Genomic DNA, 17,958 nt, shown 5'->3' with positions numbered 1-17,958 from the left:
TCAACACTTTTTTTTAAATTTTTTATTTGTCAATTACACTGGCGTGATCGCGGTATCTGTCGTTTAAAAGTAACGCCTCTATATCTTTTTGCATCAATAAAAAAACGCCTCAATCAAAAAAAACGTTAATCGAGAGCCTGACGTTTATTTCAGCCAGAGAGACTACTTCAAGGCCCCTAATATTAATCCCCCCGTGACAGTATCGCCTGTCACGGGGGAGAGTTACCGAAGGGACTGTTCCCACTTTTTCATCAATGCATCCGCATGAGAGTGAAGCGCTTGAAACGCCCTTTCAGATATCAACTCACCGTCTTGCTGATGGTCAAGTAACACTTTAAAGCGTTTCATATGTTTGACTACCTTTTCAGCCGCTTCTCGCCTTTCGAAGTGATCGACTGCCGTCAGGTGGATGATTAAGGAACGGGCAGCGTCGCGGTTCGCAAATTCTCCCTTTTCCTCAAAGCGCTCAACGAGCGCCTTCATGTCGGCTGCACTTACATCCGCTGTCAATGAAACTTCAGTGCTTGGACCACTTCCACTCCACCTAAATTCTTCTACTTCCACGAGGCCGTTCGGAATCTGACTGGCAAGTCTTTCCCTTTTGGACAGTTTGACTCCGCGACCAACGGCTTCCACTTTAAACGTGTAATCTCCTTGATCAAGCCCATCCACAGTAAAGGTGGTGTCCCTCGTCGTCACAGCGCGGTTAATTGGCGTAAATTCTACACCTTCGGGCTTAACGGGTTGGCCGTTGACATACACCCGGTACCCCACTATGTCTTGGTTGACCGCTGTTGCCTCGTTCCAAGATAACTCGACACTTGAGCCTTTTACTGTAGCGTTTAGATCCCCTTCAATTGTGGGGGCGCCAATTGGGTACGGCGGGGCAGTTTCAATTTCAAGGGATGTGCCGTAATCCACTTTGTTACCTGCAACATCCACAGCTTCGACTTCCACACGATAGATTGTTCCCGGCTCCAGCTTCGTCAACGTGTATTGGTTTTGTGGCGTAAACCCTTTTAGCTCACCATTGGCGTACACGTAGTAACCGGCAATCCCGTTCTCATCAGAACTCTTTTCCCAAGCGACAGATGCCCACGTAAATCCAGGATACACCACTTCTTCTTCCTTCCCGCTAAACGTATCGCTCGCTGGTATCCGGGTGGTGAGTTCTTTGATTTCTGTATTTTCCGGAAGTGTTGGAGGGGTTGTATCTTTAGCTCCTAAAGTCGTTATGTTCACTTCCGGTCCATCAGATGTGCGGTTACCTGTTGCATCTGTCGCTTCGATTTTGAACGTATACTCTGTCGCAGGAGCTAAACCGTGAACCGTATAACTCGTTCCGGAAACGGTCGTGTAGTCCATTCCTATTTTTTCACCATTTTTATACACGGTATAGCCCTGTACGCCTACGTTGTCAGTCGCTTCACTCCAAGTGAGCGTGACACTTCTCCCATCGGATGAAGATTTCGCACGAACAGTTGAACCTTTCTCCCATTGCGGTTTTTGTGCCGCATCTTCGGCGACGGGTGACATGGTTGTATTTTCAAAGACTAGTCCAGTCGAATTTGCGATTCGCCATGGATCGCCGTCATTGTCTTGAACATTCGTAAATTCCACATCGTAAAATTGAATGTCTTTTCCGTAGCGAATGTTAGTTGATCGGACGTTATCAAACTTCACGTCTCTAAAGACGATATTTTCGTGAAAGACTTCACCCACATCGCGATGACCTGTGATGAGAATGGATTGCGCCTGACCTTCCTGGTTGCGAACCGTTGTATTGACAATTTCCATATCTTTAAACTGAGAAATGGTTTCTGCAGGCTCATAAAGAATAGCGGCGTTCGGGTCCGTGTACGAAGATGTAAAGACGAACGGACCATCTCCATCGATGCTCTCCAGTGCATTGTCTCTAAAAAGGATATCCCGCGCGCCGCCCCCCATCGGCGTATTCGTCTTACAACGCAGGCCCACGTCCGTTTTATACATGATATTATCTTCGACTAGAAGTTCTTGAATCCACCCCCCTGTATGGCTCCCTGTCACCACGCCGCCATGCCCTTCCCGAATGTAATTGTTAAAGATCCACGCATTGCCTGTCGGTTCAGCGTTTGCTGCAGCTTGACCCATGCCTGACGCAAAGTTGATGCTGTCATCTCCTGTGTCGAGGAAATTGTTGAACACCATAATATTTCGAGAGTTGCCGAACTCGAATCCGTCAGCATTGTTTCCATCATAAGTTTTAGAAACGGTTCCATTTACTACGATGTTTTCACTGTGAAGGTTGACGATACCGTGGAAGGCGGGATTGAGTTGAGTAAACCCTTCGTAGTACATGCCGTCAACCCCCCGCACGGTAATGAGATTCGAGCGGGTCGCGTAGGCCGATTTGGCGTTCATCCCCGATTGTTGAGCCGCATAGGACTGGTTGGCAGCTAAAATGCCAAGTGTGTCCTTGGAGTCTAAGTCTAACGGAGACATTTGTCCATCGACAACTTTGACCCCACCCGTCACTTTAGCGTTATCCCCTGCGACCAGACGTGGCAGTTCGTTGCCCAGCTCGTCTATCGTCGGATGTCTGTCATCGTATTTCCACCCGTTGCCGTCAATGACTCCGTCACCGACTATTCGAATATTTTTCAAGCTGCCGTAATCGTACGTGTGGGCGTTGATCAAGGAAAAAGAACGCTCATCTGTAGAATAGTCGTATAACCAGAAACCCCGGCTGTAATCTTCCGCATCCGGGGAGCCGAGTAAATAACCGTCCACTTGAAAGGTAATATCCGACTTTAACCAAATTTCGCCAGAGATGAATTTCCCTTCAGGAATTAAAACGATGGAACCTGGTGTCGCTGCATCAATTGTAGCCTGGATTGCTTCTGTATCCTTTATATCGTCATCTGCGGTGGCGCCAAAGTCTTCAACGTTAAAAACGTCTTTAACAGGCGTTGTTCTCCCTGTAATTTTGTTAGATGGCATCGATTCGACACCGTCTGCATTAACCGAAGTGACATAAAATTCATATGCCGTGTCCGGTTGGAGATTTTCTACTTTAAAGTTGTGAATAAGAATGTTTGTGTGGAAATTATCTTTATCGATGTTTTCATAAAAATTGTCGATGTAAGCTTTAGCTGGTCCACTGTTATCTTTAGACGAGCTCCCTATTTTTTTACCATCCATGTAGACGTTAAAATCCACAATATCGTCGTAGTTTTCAGGCTTTTCCCATACAAGGGTTATGCTGCTTTCGTCATACGCAAGAGTCGGTATTTGTAAATTTCGTGGCGCTTCTGGTACCGAAACTCGTGATTCCGCTTCAGATATCCCTCTGAAAAAACTGCATGCCATTAATAAGGTGAGAAGAACAGACACAGTTAAGTCCTTATAATTGTGTAAAATGGATTCCTTAAAAATAAAGGAGCCAATTTCAAAATCCTCGGTTAGAATGGAGTTGTCGGAAATACCATTCTGGAGAGGAGAATTTTGAAATGGCTCAATACCAGATTACCGTAGATCAAGAACTTTTGCAGCAACTTTTTTTAGGACATTCAAAAGACGCTGGTGTAGCGAAATTACTGGAATCGGTATTAAACCAAATTCTCCAAGCGCAGGTGACCGAACAGCTGGCAGCTGAACGCTATGAACGCACGGATTCCCGTCAAGGCTATCGCAATGGATCCTATCCTCATCAATTAACCACTCGGGTGGGGACCATTACGTTACGTGTTCCACGGATTCGAAACGGTCAGTTCTCCACTGAACTGTTTGCCCGTTACCAACGGAGCGAGCAAGCTTTGGTGTTGGCTTTGATGGAAATGGTCGTGAATGGGGTTTCCACACGTAAAGTGACTCAGATTACCGAAGAGCTTTGCGGCACTCATTTTTCCAAGTCCACCGTTTCAGACCTGTGCAAAAGGCTTGATCCTATTGTGGAGGCTTGGAATTATCGTCCGCTTTCAGACCGCCGGTTCCCGTTTGTGCTGGTGGATGCCTTGTACCTCAAAGTCCGTGAGGATGGCCGGGTACGGTCCAGAGGAGTGATGATAGGAATCGGTGTCAACACAGACGGTTACCGGGAAGTCTTGGGGATCATGACCGGTGACACGGAATCGGAAGCCAGCTGGAGCGAATTTTTCAGTTGGTTAAAACAACGTGGTCTTGGTGGTGTCGATTTGATCACCTCTGATGACCATGGCGGTTTAGTCCGTGCCATTCGTCACCATTTCCAAGGGGTCACCTGGCAACGCTGTCAAACCCATTTGATGCGTAATATTCTGGATGCCACACCAAAAGCGCTGAGAGACGAAGTTCATCGCCATGTCCGTGGCATCCTGGATGCAGCGGATATCGAAACAGCCAGAATGCTTTTGAACGAAACGCTGAAAGTCTTTGAAGAGAAAGCGCCTAAAGCCATGCGTATTTTGGAAAACGGGTTTGATGATGCCACCGCCGTTTTGGCTTTCCCTGAGAAGTACCGTAAGCGACTGCGTACCACCAACAGCGTCGAGCGGTTGAACGAAGAAATCCGCAGACGGGAACGTGTGATTCGCATTTTTCCCAACCGCCAATCGGTGATTCGTCTGTTGGGGGCCTTACTCATGGAACAGGATGAGAAGTGGGCCAGTGGTCGGAAATACCTCGATATGGAAGATTACTTCACCTGGCGCAAAAGCCATTCAGCAAAAACACATAGTAAGGTGACACGCATCATGTAGGCAGCTTATCTAACCGAGGAGCTTTTTACACACAATTTCGGACTTGATCACAGACACGGTCGGCTTAACGAACCGTCTATTGGACGTGTAGCCGAGTACCTTTATCTGTCGAAGTTTTTGTACAACCTGCTGCGTTTTCCACCGTTGAACCAGCTGTAAGTAAACGACCCGAAGTTTCGATACTGCCTTCATCTTCTCAACTCCCTCGTATAATTTACGACTAGTTTAATAGAAAACGCTTTCGTATTAAATGCAGATAACGGATGTCATCGTTGTAAAAATCAGACGAACAATCGCAATCCGTTCGCTACGATTTTGGCAGTCTTTGTGCTATAACAGCATGGCTCGTCGAAACATGAAAGTACAGAGAAAAGCCGGTATTACTCCCGTCCGAATACCGGCATGCTAACACGTCGCATTTGTGTACAATCTTATGCCGCTTGCTCCGCTGAGCTAGTCGGGATCGACGATATCGACTAGAAACGTCTTGATCTCATACGGATTTAAATGGAAGCGGATTCGATCCTCTCGCACTTCCTCCCCAATGGGACGCTCCATCAAATTACACTCTTGCCACGATCGAATCGTGAAATCACTCGAAATTTCAACGTCTTCACGCCCGCCCGAAAAGTCGTGAACGCGTAAAATTAGACGCTCTCGATCTTCACTTTTTTTGACGGCATCGATCATTACATGCGGGTTTGAGATGCGGAAAAGAGACCGTTCCGGAACGGAAGACGAACCGTGAACAAACGTTAAGGGTTGATTTAACGCCCAGGCTTCGTATACCGTTCCGCCTTCCAACCAGTCGCCTGGATGGGGGTACAGTGAGTACGTGAAGGTATGCCGGCCGCGGTCGGCTTCCGTATCGGGATAGACGGCAGATTTCAGTAAAGATAGCCGCATGACACTGTCCTTAATGTCGTAACCGTATTTGCTGTCGTTTAACAAGCTGACACCGTACCCTCGCTCAGAAAGGTCTGCCCACTGGTGACCGACGGTCTCAAACCGGGCGTAATCCCAGCTCGTATTCCAGTGAGTAGGCCGCTTCACATTGCCGAATTGAATGTCGTACGTCGCTTCCGTGGCCCGAATGTTTACAGGGAAAGCGACTTTTAGCAAACGTTGGGTTTCTTGCCAATCTACTTCTGTCCGGAAATCGATGCGGCGGCTTTTCGCGTACACGATCATGTCCTGTTTGATTGTCGTCTCGCGATACTGCCACGTGAATCGAACGACCGCCCGCAACGCATTGTGTTCACATACCTCTACCGATACGAGATCGACGACTTCCTCCATCTTCTCCTGATAGAAAAGGTCAATGTCCCACGCGTCAAAAGCTAATGGCTTATCCTCAAACAGTTGCAACACGTTCCCCCGCTCTTTGCACTTTAGCACATGCCGTCGGTTTTCGCGGTCATATATCTTTACGAGCTGCCCTTGGCTGTTCCATTCCAGTTCATAAAATGGAGTAACAATTCCCGAAGCGGATAGTTTAAAGGCCTGGCTGTCCTCTGACGAGTCACTTGAAGCTGCACCCGCCCCTTCACTTCCTTTTGCCGTCTGCTTTTCACTGTGGAACGTCAATGTGGAATATCCCATCGGCGGCAATCCGCCCACAGTGACTAACCATTGGTCGCCGACACGTTCAGCCTCCAATTTCCGCCCCTTCACATCGGTCCACTCTCCAGTGCGCATACCATCGCCGACCGGGATTTTCACCAGGTCCTCACGCGTCCACGGCGCCGAATTGAACACTGTCACAACATTGTCTTTTGGAGTCACGAAAGATCGCACTGCGTTCTGCCAAACAGCTGTGACGCGCTTTTCCGCTTCCCTGTACTCTTCTCTGCTGTCCTCGTACACTTCGCGTATTGAGGAGCCGGGAATAATATCGTGGAACTGATTGCGCAACACGATCTTCCACCCTTCGATCAGCTCCTTGTCCTTATAGTGAGTCCAGTCGGCATGAACCGCGCTCGCCATGGCGCCGAGCCACTCCGTTTCGCGAAACATGAGTTCCAGTTTGCGGTTCATCTTTTTGTTGTACGCTTGGCTCGTGTAAGTGCCGCGGTGGTATTCGAGATACAATTCTCCGTCCCACGTGTGAACATAATCTTCAGCACCGGTTATCCGTTCCTTCAGCCTCGCAAAGTATTCATCCGCCCTGCCCGTTTCCGCATGCGGCAGGCCCGGAATCCTGTCGACCCGCCGGCGCATTTCGAGCATGTCGCGGTTCGCGCCACCGCCACCGTCACCGTATCCGTAAGCAAGGAGCAGCTCCCGATTGACTGTCTTATCGCGATAAGCGTCCCAAATCCCTTTCACGGTCTCCGGCGTAATTGTACCGTTGTACGTGTAAAACCAGGAGCCAGGTTCGGGATCCGGGACAGGTGTCGTAATAAAGTGAGTCAACACTTCACTGCCGTCAATACCGCGCCAAAAAAACGTGTCGTGCGGCATGCGGTTATACTGGTTCCAGCTGATTTTCGTCGTCATGAAGACGTCAATGCCGGATTTCTTTAAAATTTGCGGGAGCGCCCAGCTATAACCGAACACATCGGGGAGCCACAAGTATCGGCATTCCACTCCGAATTCGTCGCGAAAAAATCGTGTCCCAAACAACAGTTGCCGCACGAGCGATTCACCGGAAGGCAGGTTGCAGTCCGCTTCAACCCACATGCCGCCGCCCGCTTCCCAGCGCCCTTCTTTTACCCTCTCCTTGATCTGCTCATAGACGCCGGGGTAATCCGCTTTCACGTAGTCGTACAGTTGCGGTTGTGTCTGCAAAAAGACGTACTCCGGATACCGTTCCATCAATCGCAATACAGTAGAGAAGGAACGGGCGCATTTTTCCCGCGTGTGTTTAAGCCGCCACAACCAGGCCACATCGATGTGGGTATGGCCGATGCAACGGACCGTCACCGGATGGTGTTTTTGAAGCTGCTCCAATTCCCGGGACAAACGCTCCCTCGCCCCGTGAACACTTCGGTAAAACGCTTCGGAACCCGGCTTAGACCAGTCAATCTGTTTAAAGGCACGGTCGAGTGTTTGAAGCAACAGCGTACGCTCAGCGCTGTTGTCCTCCAACACCATGACAGCTTCAAGAACAGCCCGTGCGGTATAGTACAAATTATCCGTCTCCTCATCCAGCCACGCCAACTCCGCACGCCTGATTTCATGTTCCTGCTCTTTCCGGGGCCCGCCCCCTTCGAGACCGGACCACAACCGGAATGCCAACTGAACCGTGTCGCCGGGGGCACTCTCCGGAAGAAACACTTCTCGATGGTTCGAATCCACCCCCTGATACGGTTTCCCGTTCACAAACAACAGGGATTCAAATCCGGAATTGTGCCCCCCGCCCGTCTTTCCAAAATCGAAAAGACCGACCACTTGCTTCCCGTTCCATTCACCAGGAACGTAAACGTCGGATGTGAGCCAGGCGTACAGATCGCGTCCTTTCCACCTCTCACCCACACGGATACTTTTCCACTTGGCGGAAGAGGGGGGGTAACTGACCACTTCACGTTTTTCGTCGAGACAAAACTTGAGTGGCGAGACGCGGACAGCATCCCGGTAACGATACGGTTCCAACTCCTTCAAACGTTTTTTCAACTTGGCTTCAGCCAGTAACATGCACCATGCCTCCTAACTATCCCTTTATACCGGTAAACGTGATCCCCCGGATAAACGTCTTCTGTAAGAGGAAAAACAACACCACGACAGGTAACGTCATCATCGTCGCGACAGCCATCATCAGTCCCCACTCTGCACCCCGGAGATTGTGGAACTGTTGCAGTCCGAGGGATAACGTGTACGATTGCGGCTCTGTCAAATAAAGGAGCGGGCCGATAAAGTCTGTCCAGCTGTTCATGAACTGGAACAATCCGACTGCGAGGACGGCCGGTTTCGCCAGCGGGAGCATAATCTGCCAGTAAATGCGAAATTCTCCCGCACCGTCAATTCTCGCAGAATCTAGGAGTTCGCCAGGAAGTCCGAGAAAAAACTGCCTCAATAAGAAAATAAACAGCGGGATACCGAAAAATGCCGGGACGATCAAAGGTAACGGTGTCCCAACCCAGCCGAACTTTTCAAACATGATGAACAGCGGAATCATCGTCACCTGAGTGGGAATCATCATCACCGCGATCGTAATGGCAAACAACACATTGCGCCCCTTCCAGCGCAGCTTGGCAAAACTGTAGGCGACCAACGGACACGACAGCATCGCGCCGACGGTACTCAACACTGTAATGACGACTGTATTTTTCAAATACGTAAAAAAAGGAATGTACGCCACAGCGTCGATGTAATTGGACCACGTGAACGGCTTGGGAATCCATTCGGGAGGCCAAGTGAAAATTTGCGTCGGGGGTTTGAGTGACGTGGACAGCAACCACACGAAGGGGATGATAAAAAAACAAGAAGCGAGCAGCAAGACAACGTGTGTCAACACTTTTTTCACCTTGTTCTTCATTCTCCCTCACCTCCCCTGATAATGGACCCATCGCTTCGACGTCAGGAAAATCAGGCCCGTTAACAGCATGATGATTAGGAAAAGAATCCACGCCATGGCCGACGCATAGCCCATCTTGAAATATTTAAACCCGTTGTCGTACAAATACATGACGTAAAACATGAGCGAGTTGGCCGGCGTACCCTGTCCTTTTGTCAACGTATACGGAAGGGTAAACTGCTGGAAAGCCCCGATCACTCCCATAACCAAGTTATAAAAGATGACAGGCGTGAGCAGTGGCAACGTCACGCTTTTAATTTTTTGAAACCAGTTGGCCCCGTCAACATCGGCAGCATCGTAGTAGTCTTGTGGAATGTCGTGCAATCCTGCCAAGTAGATGACTACTGCCTGCCCGATCGCCCACAGAGACATTAAAATGAGCGACGGCTTTGACCACGATTCGTCCCCGAGCCATGCCGGCCCATCGATTCCGACTGACGCCAGCATGCCGTTGACCAAGCCGAATTGGGGGTTCAACAGCCAGACCCACAAAACGGCCAAAGCTACTTGCGGCACTAGTGTCGGAAGAAAGAAAATCGTACGGTAGACAGCCATCCCTTTCACTCTCATATTGAGGAAGAGGGCGAGACTGACACCGAAAATGATACTGAGGGGAACAAAGAAAACAGTAAAGTACACCGTATTGTAAACCGCGTCCCAAAACACTGGATCTTGCATGAGTGTCCGATAGTTTTGCAACCCGACGAATTCTCCCGGTTGCAAAATGCTGTAGCTCGTAAAACTGTAGTAAATGGAAGAAAAGAGCGGAAAAGCGAAGAAGACGCAAAACCCGATGATCCACGGAGACGCAAACAGCCATCCCCAAACCCGTTCCCGCTTGTGCCACGAAATCCCCATCTTTACCGGTTTGCCCGTTTTGGTGCTCACCACCTGCTCCGTTTTAGCCACCGTCATCCCTCCTTACTGGGAAGTAACGGAAATCCGTCCTCCGTCGGCCTCCTCCCTTGTCATTGATTCAGAGCCTTATTCACTTTATCTGACACAGCTTTTAACAAATTTTCCGGGGTGTCCTTCTCCCGAATCGCGAGGTCCCTCGCCTGAACCAACTCGTTCCACAACAGAGAGCCCTCCGAGATGACGGGACGGTGACGCGCCTGCGGCAAAATGTCAACAAATGCTTTCATAATCGGGTCATCTGTATGCAATTCATCGTTAATCGCTTTGATTGAAGCCAGATTTCCAGTCTTTTCACTGTAAATTTTCTGCCCTGCCGGCCCTGCCGCAAATTTCATAAACTCCCAGGCGGCTTCCTCGTTTTGGGCTCCTTTAGGGATGACGAAACTCCATCCTCCCGCCCAAGTCGTGAAATGATCTCCGGTCGGAGTAGGAATGGGAGCGACCCCGTAGTTCAAATCCGGTTTGTATTTCTTAATACTGCCGACCATGCTCGGCACCGTTACCACCATGCTTATTTGACCGGTGAGAAATGGGCTTTCAGCCCCTGAGCCTGCCGAATCCGTAAACGCCGTCAAATTTTCGATGCCGTACTCTTGGGCGTAGTCCGTCATCCACTGCAGGGATTCTACAATTTTAGGATCGTCCGCCGTCACTTGGCCGGTATCTTCATCGTAAAATTCACCGCCAAACACCCATCCCCACGTGTACATCCATCCCTGGCCATACCACGGGATAAAGCCGATCCGCTCAAAGCGGTTCCCTTTCTTAATCGTCAACTTCTCCGCGACTTCTTCCAATTCGGCAATCTTTTTCGGCGGATTTTCGGGATCGAGCCCGGCTTCCTTAAAGTGGTCTTTATTGTAAAACAATAGACGGGCGTCAGTGTCCATCGGCAAACCGTACAGTTTTCCTTCGTATTTCGCCTCGTTTATCGCGTATTCGTAATAATCGTTGTCTTCGATGTTGTCTTGGTCGGCGTACTCTGTCAGATCGGTCAGCGATCCTTGAGCTGCCCAGGAACCGACCTCAAAACGGTCAAAATACGCGACATCCGGCGGATTGCCACCGGCAATGGCCGCAAGCAGCTTCTCGTTTTGCCCTTCACCTTGTTGCGCGATGTAAACAGCTTCCACCGTCACGTCAGATTGCTGCTCGTTAAACGCTTTTACGATCTCTTCAAGGGCTTCTTGCTCTACATCCGTCGACCCGTGCCAAAACGTGACGGTTGTCCCGTTCCCGCCCGATGTGACTTCACTTTCTCCAGACGCACAGCCGGCCAAAACCGTTGTCCACACAACGGTCACAGCTAAAAGGATTGTATCGATACGTTTCGAGCGTTTCATTTCCTTCCCTCCCGAACTCATGTTCACATGGTTGGCCTTCTTCCGCTTCCGGCACCCAGCAGTTCCCGTCGTAGGTCAGTCAACACCCCCTTCGTCGACACTGAATTTTGTCATCCATTGGCGATTCACCTCCTGTTAAGAGCTGACGACGTTATCCCATTACTCAACGTGAACTTGGTGTATCGAGTGCTCGACAGCGTCCATGAGCTTATCGAACTCTTGTACCGCACGCTCGCTGTCCCCCGCTTTAAGCGCATCCAACAACGTGAGGTGGAAAGGGTATGAATTGTCAAAGATTGACTGAATACCGAACGGGCTCTTCCAAAATTCGTCAAGATTGTCGCGAATCGAATGTATAATGCCTTCCAAAATGTCGTTTTGCGCCGCCCGGTAAAGCGTTTGGTGGAAACGGGCGTCGGCCCCGGACGCCTCCTCCCTTTCCCCTCTGTCCAAAAAGTGTTTATATTGCGTCAAGTAAGCTTCGAGCTCTTTTATTTGCGCTTCTGTCACTCTTTTCGCAGCCAATTCTACTGCTTTTCCTTCCAATGCTCGTCGCACTTCACTCATTTGCAGTAAAAACTGCTTCTCGTTCTGAATGTTGATTTTCGTCTCAATGCGGTACGTGTTGGCATCTTTGACATAAATGCCTTTTCCGTTGATCACTTCAATCACTTCGATAGCTTCCAAAAACCTTAAGGCCTCGCGGAGGGAAGAACGCCCAACGTTGAGTTGTTTCATCAAGCGATCCATAGACGGGAGTCTATCTCCTTCGTGTAAGTGCTCGCTTTTAATGTAATTTTTGATTTCATCTGCAATCATCTTGCTCAACGACACTTTCTTAATTCTTCGCATGCTTCGTCCCCTTCTCCCCAACCCTTCCACCCAGTATGACGGTACACCTGTATGATAGGTTCATTGTATTCCGAATTATATGGATGTATGAATGAGAAACGTCATTTTTGGTGTCTTGACCACTCCGTTGCGTCTTGTTGCAGATTTTTTAATAGCTCGTCAATATCCGGTGCACGGTTATTGTGCGCTTGACTGATAAACCCGTTGATGACAGGCACCATCTTGGTTCCAAAAAAAGGATTCGCTTCATCCATTAACGTAGGTTCCGCCAATTTCGCAATTTCGATTGCCTTTTGTGTGTAGACGTCATGTGGATCGACGAAATCGGGGTCCGCTATCGAAGGGTTGTACTGAAAGTTCTCGTAGTTATGTTTTTGCGTGTCGTAACTGGCCAAAAACTTCATCACTTCCCACGATGCTCGAACATCGTCTGCATTTTTAGCCATGACAATCGGATCCGTCGGGATCCATCCCTTTCCATCCGGTCCGAAATTTTTTACCGGCACGAATCGTTCGATCAGCTTTGTGTCGCCGGAACTTTTGTATTCGCTAAACGCCGGAAAGGCGCTGGCACTGAGAATGCCAATGGCGATGTTGTTGTTTTCGAGACCGAAGTTTTCTTTTCCTTGACCGTTTATAAAGGCGGGAGGCGCAAGCGTTGACGCTTCTTTCAACCATTCAAACACCTTTTTCATTTCAGGCTTGTTCAACTCCCATCGCACACGCTTCAAGTCATTGAGACTTCCAACAGCTCCCTCCGCTCCGTAGGCGTACGTCAGCGTCACAAACGTGTACTGGTTTAAACTGTTCCCTTGGAACCACAATCCGTAATTTTTTTCGCCCGTTACCGGGTTTTTCCCCGTCATGCGCTTCGCTTTGTGCAGCACTTCTTCAGGTGTTGGGGTCTCCGACAAATACTCGACGCCCCAATCGTCGAATAACTTTTTATCGTACACGATCATGTAACTTCCGAGGACCGATGGCAATCCAAATTGGTGCTGACCGTCTAAAGATTTCGTGCTAAACGAATTTTCATAAACATTCCGGATATAAAGGTCAGGGTCAAAACGTCTGTCGTTTTCAATGAGATCGTCAATGTTTCTCAACAAACCCTGTTGGTAAAACTGGGAGGCAAACGCGCCACCGGTGTACAAGACGTCCACATCCCTCGACAGTAACAGCGCTTTCTGTTTCGCCTGGGCATTTTCCCACGGGATCTGGATCACTTCCAACTCAATATTCGGGTACATGTGATTAAATGTCTTCTTTGAGTACTCACTAAAACCGGTCGTTTTCTTGACTGTGACAGGGTCGAGCCCATTGGCAACCTGCCAGCCGGCTAACGCGACCCGCACTTTTCCCGAGACTTCGGAGACGACGGCTATATCCGAATCGGCCTCATCGCTGTTCGCCTTCCACAATGAACACCCGGAAAGACTGATCACCAATATGGAAGTCCATGTGAGGAGCACACGCTTGTTCATGACCGTCCCTCCATTAATCACTGACATTTCTCCCCTCTACGAGCTATTGTTTTAAGCCGGTTAAAGCGATGCTTTCAACGATGTACCGCTGCAAAAAGACGTATACCGCGAGAATCGGTATCAAACTAATCGTCGTCGCCGCCATGATGATGGAAGGGAAGTGATTCATCCCTTGGTTGTAGCTAAACATGGCCAAGCCGAGTTGAATCGTGTACTTCGCAGGATCGTTTAGAACGAGCAGCGGCCACAACAAATCGTTCCAGACGGCGAGAAACTGCAAGATCGTCATCGTCGCCACAATCGGCGTACAGATAGGAAAGTAAACACGCCAAAATACCGTAAATTCCCTCGCCCCATCCATGATCGCCGCTTCTCTTAAACTGGAAGGAAGTTGATCGATAAACTGTTTGGCTAAAAACGTGCCGAACGCGTAGTTGAGCGCCGGTAAGTAAAATGCCCAATAGGTGTCGAGCAGTTGTAATTTATCAAAAAGCAAATACTGTGGGATCATCGTCATTTCAAAAGGGATCATCATCGTACTGAGCGCTAAAAGGAGAACGGCGTTCGCCCCTTTGAATTGTATCTTGGAGATGGCGTATCCGGATAATAACGCAGAGAACAAACTGACGACAATCACGCCAAAGGATACGAGAAGAGAATTAAAAATGTAGCGGAGCATGTCGATGTTCAAAAACGCCGCTTCGTATGTCTGCAGTGAAAAATCTTGTGGCCAAAATTTAGGCGGAAACGGTATATTCAGTCTGGCTGCCCAGTCAAAACTCGTCATGAGCATCCACAAAAACGGAATCACCATGATCAACGAACTGACGGACAAGAGCACCAAAACGCCCCCATGCGTCACTGCCTTACTGCGCGCCATGGACTCTCTCTCCCCTCAATCAACGCTCGCTTTCTTGTTCGTTTTTAACATCAGCCCCGTGAGAACCAGGATCACAAGAAACAAGATGTAGGAGGCGGCTGAGGCAATCCCCATCTCCGAAGATACAAAGGCGTAGCGGTAAATATACAAAACCGCGGTCATTAACGTTCCATCGGGGTTGCCCGCGGTTCCGCCAATGAGCCAAACGTCTGTAAAACGCTTCATGCCGTTGATCGTACTGATGATGATCACGAATAAAAAGATCGGTCTTACATACGGTATCGTGATATGCCACCACCTTTTGACGCCATCGGCGCCGTCGACTTCCGCCGCTTCATACAATTGCTTGGGAACGCTTTGCAGGGCAGCGAAAAAAATAATGGTGTTATAGCCTAGCGAAGACCACAAACTTAATAACACCATGCTGTTCCTCGAATGGGCAGGGTCGGTAAACCACCCGACTGGTTCGATGCCAAAGAGACCGGCCACGTAGTTCAACAACCCGGTGTTTTCCGGATATAAAAGAAATGAAAACAGGATACTCGTCGCGACGGCAGAGACAACGTTCGGTAAAAAAAAGATGCTTTTGAAAAAATTTTTGCTTCTGCTCCAAGGGAGGCTGTTGATCAGGCTCGCCAATACAAACGATAAAAAAGTCCCGAGCAACACAGACAGTGCCGCCATATAAAATGTGTTGGAAAGGGCTCTCCAAAAAGCGAGATCGCGAAAGATGCGGCTGTAATTGTCTAACCCGACCCACGTGCCCGAGATTCCGTTAGATTCCTGAAAACTCAGTAGCAGGGCAGCCACCATCGGATAGACGGCGAAGGCCGCCATACCAATGATTAGCGGGCCGGAAAATAGTAATCCGACCCAATCTTTCGGCTGTAACCACCTCTTTCTGCGAGACACATCTCCCATCAATCTAAAGCCCCCTTGAAAAATTAATGCACAAATTGTAATCGCATACACAACAGCGGAGAACAGAACCACCTCCCTTTGGTGCGAAGGAGGTAATGGCTAGCTCAAATAGATTTCTTTTCCTTTTTCGCTCGACTCGTATACGCCAGCTAATATTTTCATGATTTCGACGCCGTCTTGCACTGGACAAATGGTTTCTACATCACCTTTTAAACAAGATACGAAGTGGTCGATTTCGTTTTGAAACCCCTTTTTAAAATCAAAAGATAAGGCGTCAATCTGTGGCGTCGCATTCAAAATAGTGTTATGTTTTTCGGTTGTAATTTGTAGCTCAGGTTCGACTTCCGCCCCTCCCTTTTCTCCGTATACATTGACTGCAACAGATTCTCCTTTTGCATGTAAAGTAAAGCTGACATCGACCATTAACGAAGCGCCGTTTTCAAACCGGATCATGGCATTTGCCAAATCTTCCACCGTATTTTTGTGACGATCGTAGTCGGCTGCTTTATAAAATGATTTGTTTTCGACATTTGACCGGTTACCCAGCCGACTGTACGTGTTGCCGCTAACCGACTGGACCTTTGGTTTGCCCATGAGATACCAGCACAGGTCAATCACATGCACGCCCAGATCAATTAAAGGCCCGCCTCCCGAACGTTCCTTGTCGGCAAACCAACCTCCCGGATTGCCGAGAACCCGAAGGCAAGAGGCTTTAGCGTAATAGATGTCGCCGAGGTCTCCGGCATCGATGAACTTTTTTAAAACTTGAGTGTTCGTGCCAAACCGACGAACAAAGCCCACTTGAAGGACTTTTCCATTACTTTCTTGAACGGCTTTTTCGATCGCCAGTGCCTCTTCCACTGTTTTACACAACGGCTTTTCGACCAACACGTGTTTACCTGAGTTTAAGGCGGCTATGGAAATTTCCGCATGGGAGTCGTTCCAAGTGCACACGCTAACGGCATCGATTTCCGGAAGATCCAAAAGTTGACGGTAGTCTGTAAAATACTTCTCGGCACCGTACTTTTCCGCTTTCGCCTTGGCCCTTTGTCCATTCAAGTCACACACGGCATAAACTTCCACATCGTCATGGTGTTGATAAGATTCGAAGTGCATTTCCGATATAGAACCTGCACCAATTACACCGACTTTTATTGGCTCCACATTGTTTCCCTCTCTTCTCCCCTCTGAATTCGCGCACACGCTCCAGCGCACTTCCTCAAATGGTAAACTTATGCCTCCTCCCAAAAACGTCTCAAATTGTCCAAACCGATTTTACAAGCTTCCCTGCAGTCTTCCATGCCTTCAAACTCCAAAGTAAGATACCCGTCGTAACCTGAACGTTTAATCAGTTTTACGATCTCGCGAACTTCAATGTCTCCGTGTCCAACGATGGAGCCTCGCAAAAAATTGCCGTTAACCGTTTTAAACCATTTTCCACCGCCGGGATCGTGGTAGAACGGACGGACATAAAAGTCCTTAAAATGAACGAGCGACGCATACGGCAAATTTTTGCTCACACCGACGATTGGGTCTTCATCCACACACATGAAATTTCCTATATCGAGAGTCGTCTTAAAGTTTGGTCTATCGACGGCATGGAGCACCCGTTGAACGCGATCACTGTGTTGGACGGCAACGCCGTGGTTTTCAATGGTGGTTGTAATCCCAAATTGAGCTGCATAATCAGCGATACGGCGACAACCTTCTACTATTTGTGGCAAGCTGTTTTCAAAGTATTCGATCGTCGCGTTTTCAGGCGGCAGTGTAAAAGCTGTCACATCATGGCGCATATGCTGAATTCCCATGCGATCCAGGAGATCGACATGCTCTTTCACCCTTGCGACTTCGGCTTCAAATTCATCTTTCGTACGCCGGACGAAATTGGCAGGCATGGAGTAGTTCGATAACTCAATCCCAGCCTTTTTCGCTTGGTCACGCACTGCATCGGCTAGTTCCAAATTGTCTACCAACGTAAAGCCGTAAGGGACAATTTCCATATGTTCTCCGCCATTGTCAGCTATCCATTGAACGACATCCAGCACATCCATTTCTCCTGCCTTCACGGCATCCAAAAAGCTGTACGTACTGACTCCGATTTTCACAATCGTTCACCTCGGATTAGTCCAAGTTTCAAGGCAATGCTTGGTTCCAAGCCTTGCAATATTCCCCCAAGATACTAAAAATAGTGTATATATTATGCGCCGTATTTAGAACAATTTAGCTTATAAATTTAACTTATAAATAACGAAACCAGTTTCAATGGAGTAGAAAAAAAGGGAATTCCTATCGGAAATTCAAGGAAAAGCTCAATACATGAATGAAC

The 17,958-nt window shown here is 48.7% G+C and carries 13 protein-coding genes; 1 reads left to right on the top strand and 12 read right to left on the bottom strand.

Annotation, left to right across the window (positions count from 1 at the left end; genetic code table 11):
• Positions 1–222: 222 nt before the first annotated feature.
• Positions 223–3,351, bottom strand: coding sequence for a fibronectin type III domain-containing protein (locus B0W44_RS12525; protein WP_077720326.1), 3,129 nt, complete (start codon positions 3,349–3,351; stop codon positions 223–225).
• Between the two features lie 140 nt (positions 3,352–3,491).
• On the opposite strand from B0W44_RS12525, the gene B0W44_RS12520 reads away from it, so the two are divergent.
• Positions 3,492–4,718: an IS256 family transposase gene (locus B0W44_RS12520; RefSeq protein ID WP_077718568.1), complete on the top strand. Its 1,227-nt coding sequence runs from the start codon at positions 3,492–3,494 to the stop codon at positions 4,716–4,718.
• 9 nt (positions 4,719–4,727) lie between these two features.
• Here the strand turns inward: B0W44_RS12520 and B0W44_RS12515 are convergent, their stop codons facing one another.
• The 11 genes from B0W44_RS12515 to B0W44_RS12465 all read right to left on the bottom strand — a co-directional run bounded on the left by B0W44_RS12515 (position 4,728) and on the right by B0W44_RS12465 (position 17,737).
• Positions 4,728–4,910: a hypothetical protein gene (locus B0W44_RS12515; protein WP_077720325.1), complete on the bottom strand. Its 183-nt coding sequence runs from the start codon at positions 4,908–4,910 to the stop codon at positions 4,728–4,730.
• Between the two features lie 261 nt (positions 4,911–5,171).
• Complete coding sequence (locus B0W44_RS12510; protein ID WP_077720324.1) at positions 5,172–8,354, bottom strand: alpha-mannosidase; 3,183 nt, start codon at positions 8,352–8,354, stop codon at positions 5,172–5,174.
• 16 nt (positions 8,355–8,370) lie between these two features.
• The gene (locus B0W44_RS12505) at positions 8,371–9,195 is read right to left on the bottom strand and encodes a carbohydrate ABC transporter permease (RefSeq protein WP_077720323.1); all 825 of its coding nucleotides are present in this window, start codon (positions 9,193–9,195) and stop codon (positions 8,371–8,373) included.
• 6 nt (positions 9,196–9,201) lie between these two features.
• The gene (locus B0W44_RS12500; RefSeq protein WP_418304048.1) at positions 9,202–10,143 is read right to left on the bottom strand and encodes a carbohydrate ABC transporter permease; all 942 of its coding nucleotides are present in this window, start codon (positions 10,141–10,143) and stop codon (positions 9,202–9,204) included.
• 59 nt (positions 10,144–10,202) lie between these two features.
• Complete coding sequence (locus tag B0W44_RS12495) at positions 10,203–11,495, bottom strand: ABC transporter substrate-binding protein (protein WP_149027008.1); 1,293 nt, start codon at positions 11,493–11,495, stop codon at positions 10,203–10,205.
• A 159-nt stretch (positions 11,496–11,654) separates the two neighbouring features.
• On the bottom strand, positions 11,655–12,347 hold the full coding sequence (locus B0W44_RS12490) for a FadR/GntR family transcriptional regulator (RefSeq protein ID WP_077720321.1): 693 nt from the start codon (positions 12,345–12,347) through the stop codon (positions 11,655–11,657).
• Between the two features lie 101 nt (positions 12,348–12,448).
• Complete coding sequence (locus tag B0W44_RS12485; RefSeq protein WP_077721381.1) at positions 12,449–13,831, bottom strand: extracellular solute-binding protein; 1,383 nt, start codon at positions 13,829–13,831, stop codon at positions 12,449–12,451.
• A 43-nt stretch (positions 13,832–13,874) separates the two neighbouring features.
• Positions 13,875–14,711 carry a carbohydrate ABC transporter permease gene (locus B0W44_RS12480; protein ID WP_077720320.1) on the bottom strand — a complete coding sequence of 279 codons (837 nt, stop codon included), beginning with the start codon at positions 14,709–14,711 and terminating at the stop codon, positions 13,875–13,877.
• Between the two features lie 15 nt (positions 14,712–14,726).
• A complete protein-coding gene (locus tag B0W44_RS12475; protein WP_077720319.1) occupies positions 14,727–15,632 on the bottom strand; it encodes a carbohydrate ABC transporter permease in 906 nt (301 codons plus the stop codon).
• A gap of 99 nt (positions 15,633–15,731) precedes the next feature.
• Complete coding sequence (locus B0W44_RS12470; RefSeq protein WP_077720318.1) at positions 15,732–16,796, bottom strand: Gfo/Idh/MocA family protein; 1,065 nt, start codon at positions 16,794–16,796, stop codon at positions 15,732–15,734.
• 68 nt (positions 16,797–16,864) lie between these two features.
• A complete protein-coding gene (locus B0W44_RS12465; RefSeq protein WP_077720317.1) occupies positions 16,865–17,737 on the bottom strand; it encodes a sugar phosphate isomerase/epimerase family protein in 873 nt (290 codons plus the stop codon).
• Positions 17,738–17,958 lie beyond the last annotated feature (221 nt).

Source organism: Novibacillus thermophilus, from assembly GCF_002005165.1.
Lineage (GTDB): Bacteria > Bacillota > Bacilli > Thermoactinomycetales > Novibacillaceae > Novibacillus > Novibacillus thermophilus.
The sequence above is the reverse complement of the archived record's forward strand: the minus strand, read 5'-3'. Positions and strand labels throughout refer to the sequence as shown.

Bases quoted from the DNA above. Each gene is read 5' to 3' on its own strand.
- B0W44_RS12525 (WP_077720326.1), bottom strand. From the start codon at position 3,351: ATGGCATGCAGTTTTTTCAGAGGGATATCTGAAGCGGAATCACGAGTT.
- B0W44_RS12520 (WP_077718568.1), top strand. From the start codon at position 3,492: ATGGCTCAATACCAGATTACCGTAGATCAAGAACTTTTGCAGCAACTT.
- B0W44_RS12490 (WP_077720321.1), bottom strand. From the start codon at position 12,347: ATGCGAAGAATTAAGAAAGTGTCGTTGAGCAAGATGATTGCAGATGAA.
- B0W44_RS12475 (WP_077720319.1), bottom strand. From the start codon at position 15,632: ATGGGAGATGTGTCTCGCAGAAAGAGGTGGTTACAGCCGAAAGATTGG.
- B0W44_RS12495 (WP_149027008.1), bottom strand. From the start codon at position 11,495: ATGAAACGCTCGAAACGTATCGATACAATCCTTTTAGCTGTGACCGTT.
- B0W44_RS12510 (WP_077720324.1), bottom strand. From the start codon at position 8,354: ATGTTACTGGCTGAAGCCAAGTTGAAAAAACGTTTGAAGGAGTTGGAA.
- B0W44_RS12505 (WP_077720323.1), bottom strand. From the start codon at position 9,195: ATGAAGAACAAGGTGAAAAAAGTGTTGACACACGTTGTCTTGCTGCTC.
- B0W44_RS12485 (WP_077721381.1), bottom strand. From the start codon at position 13,831: ATGAACAAGCGTGTGCTCCTCACATGGACTTCCATATTGGTGATCAGT.
- B0W44_RS12515 (WP_077720325.1), bottom strand. From the start codon at position 4,910: ATGAAGGCAGTATCGAAACTTCGGGTCGTTTACTTACAGCTGGTTCAA.
- B0W44_RS12480 (WP_077720320.1), bottom strand. From the start codon at position 14,711: ATGGCGCGCAGTAAGGCAGTGACGCATGGGGGCGTTTTGGTGCTCTTG.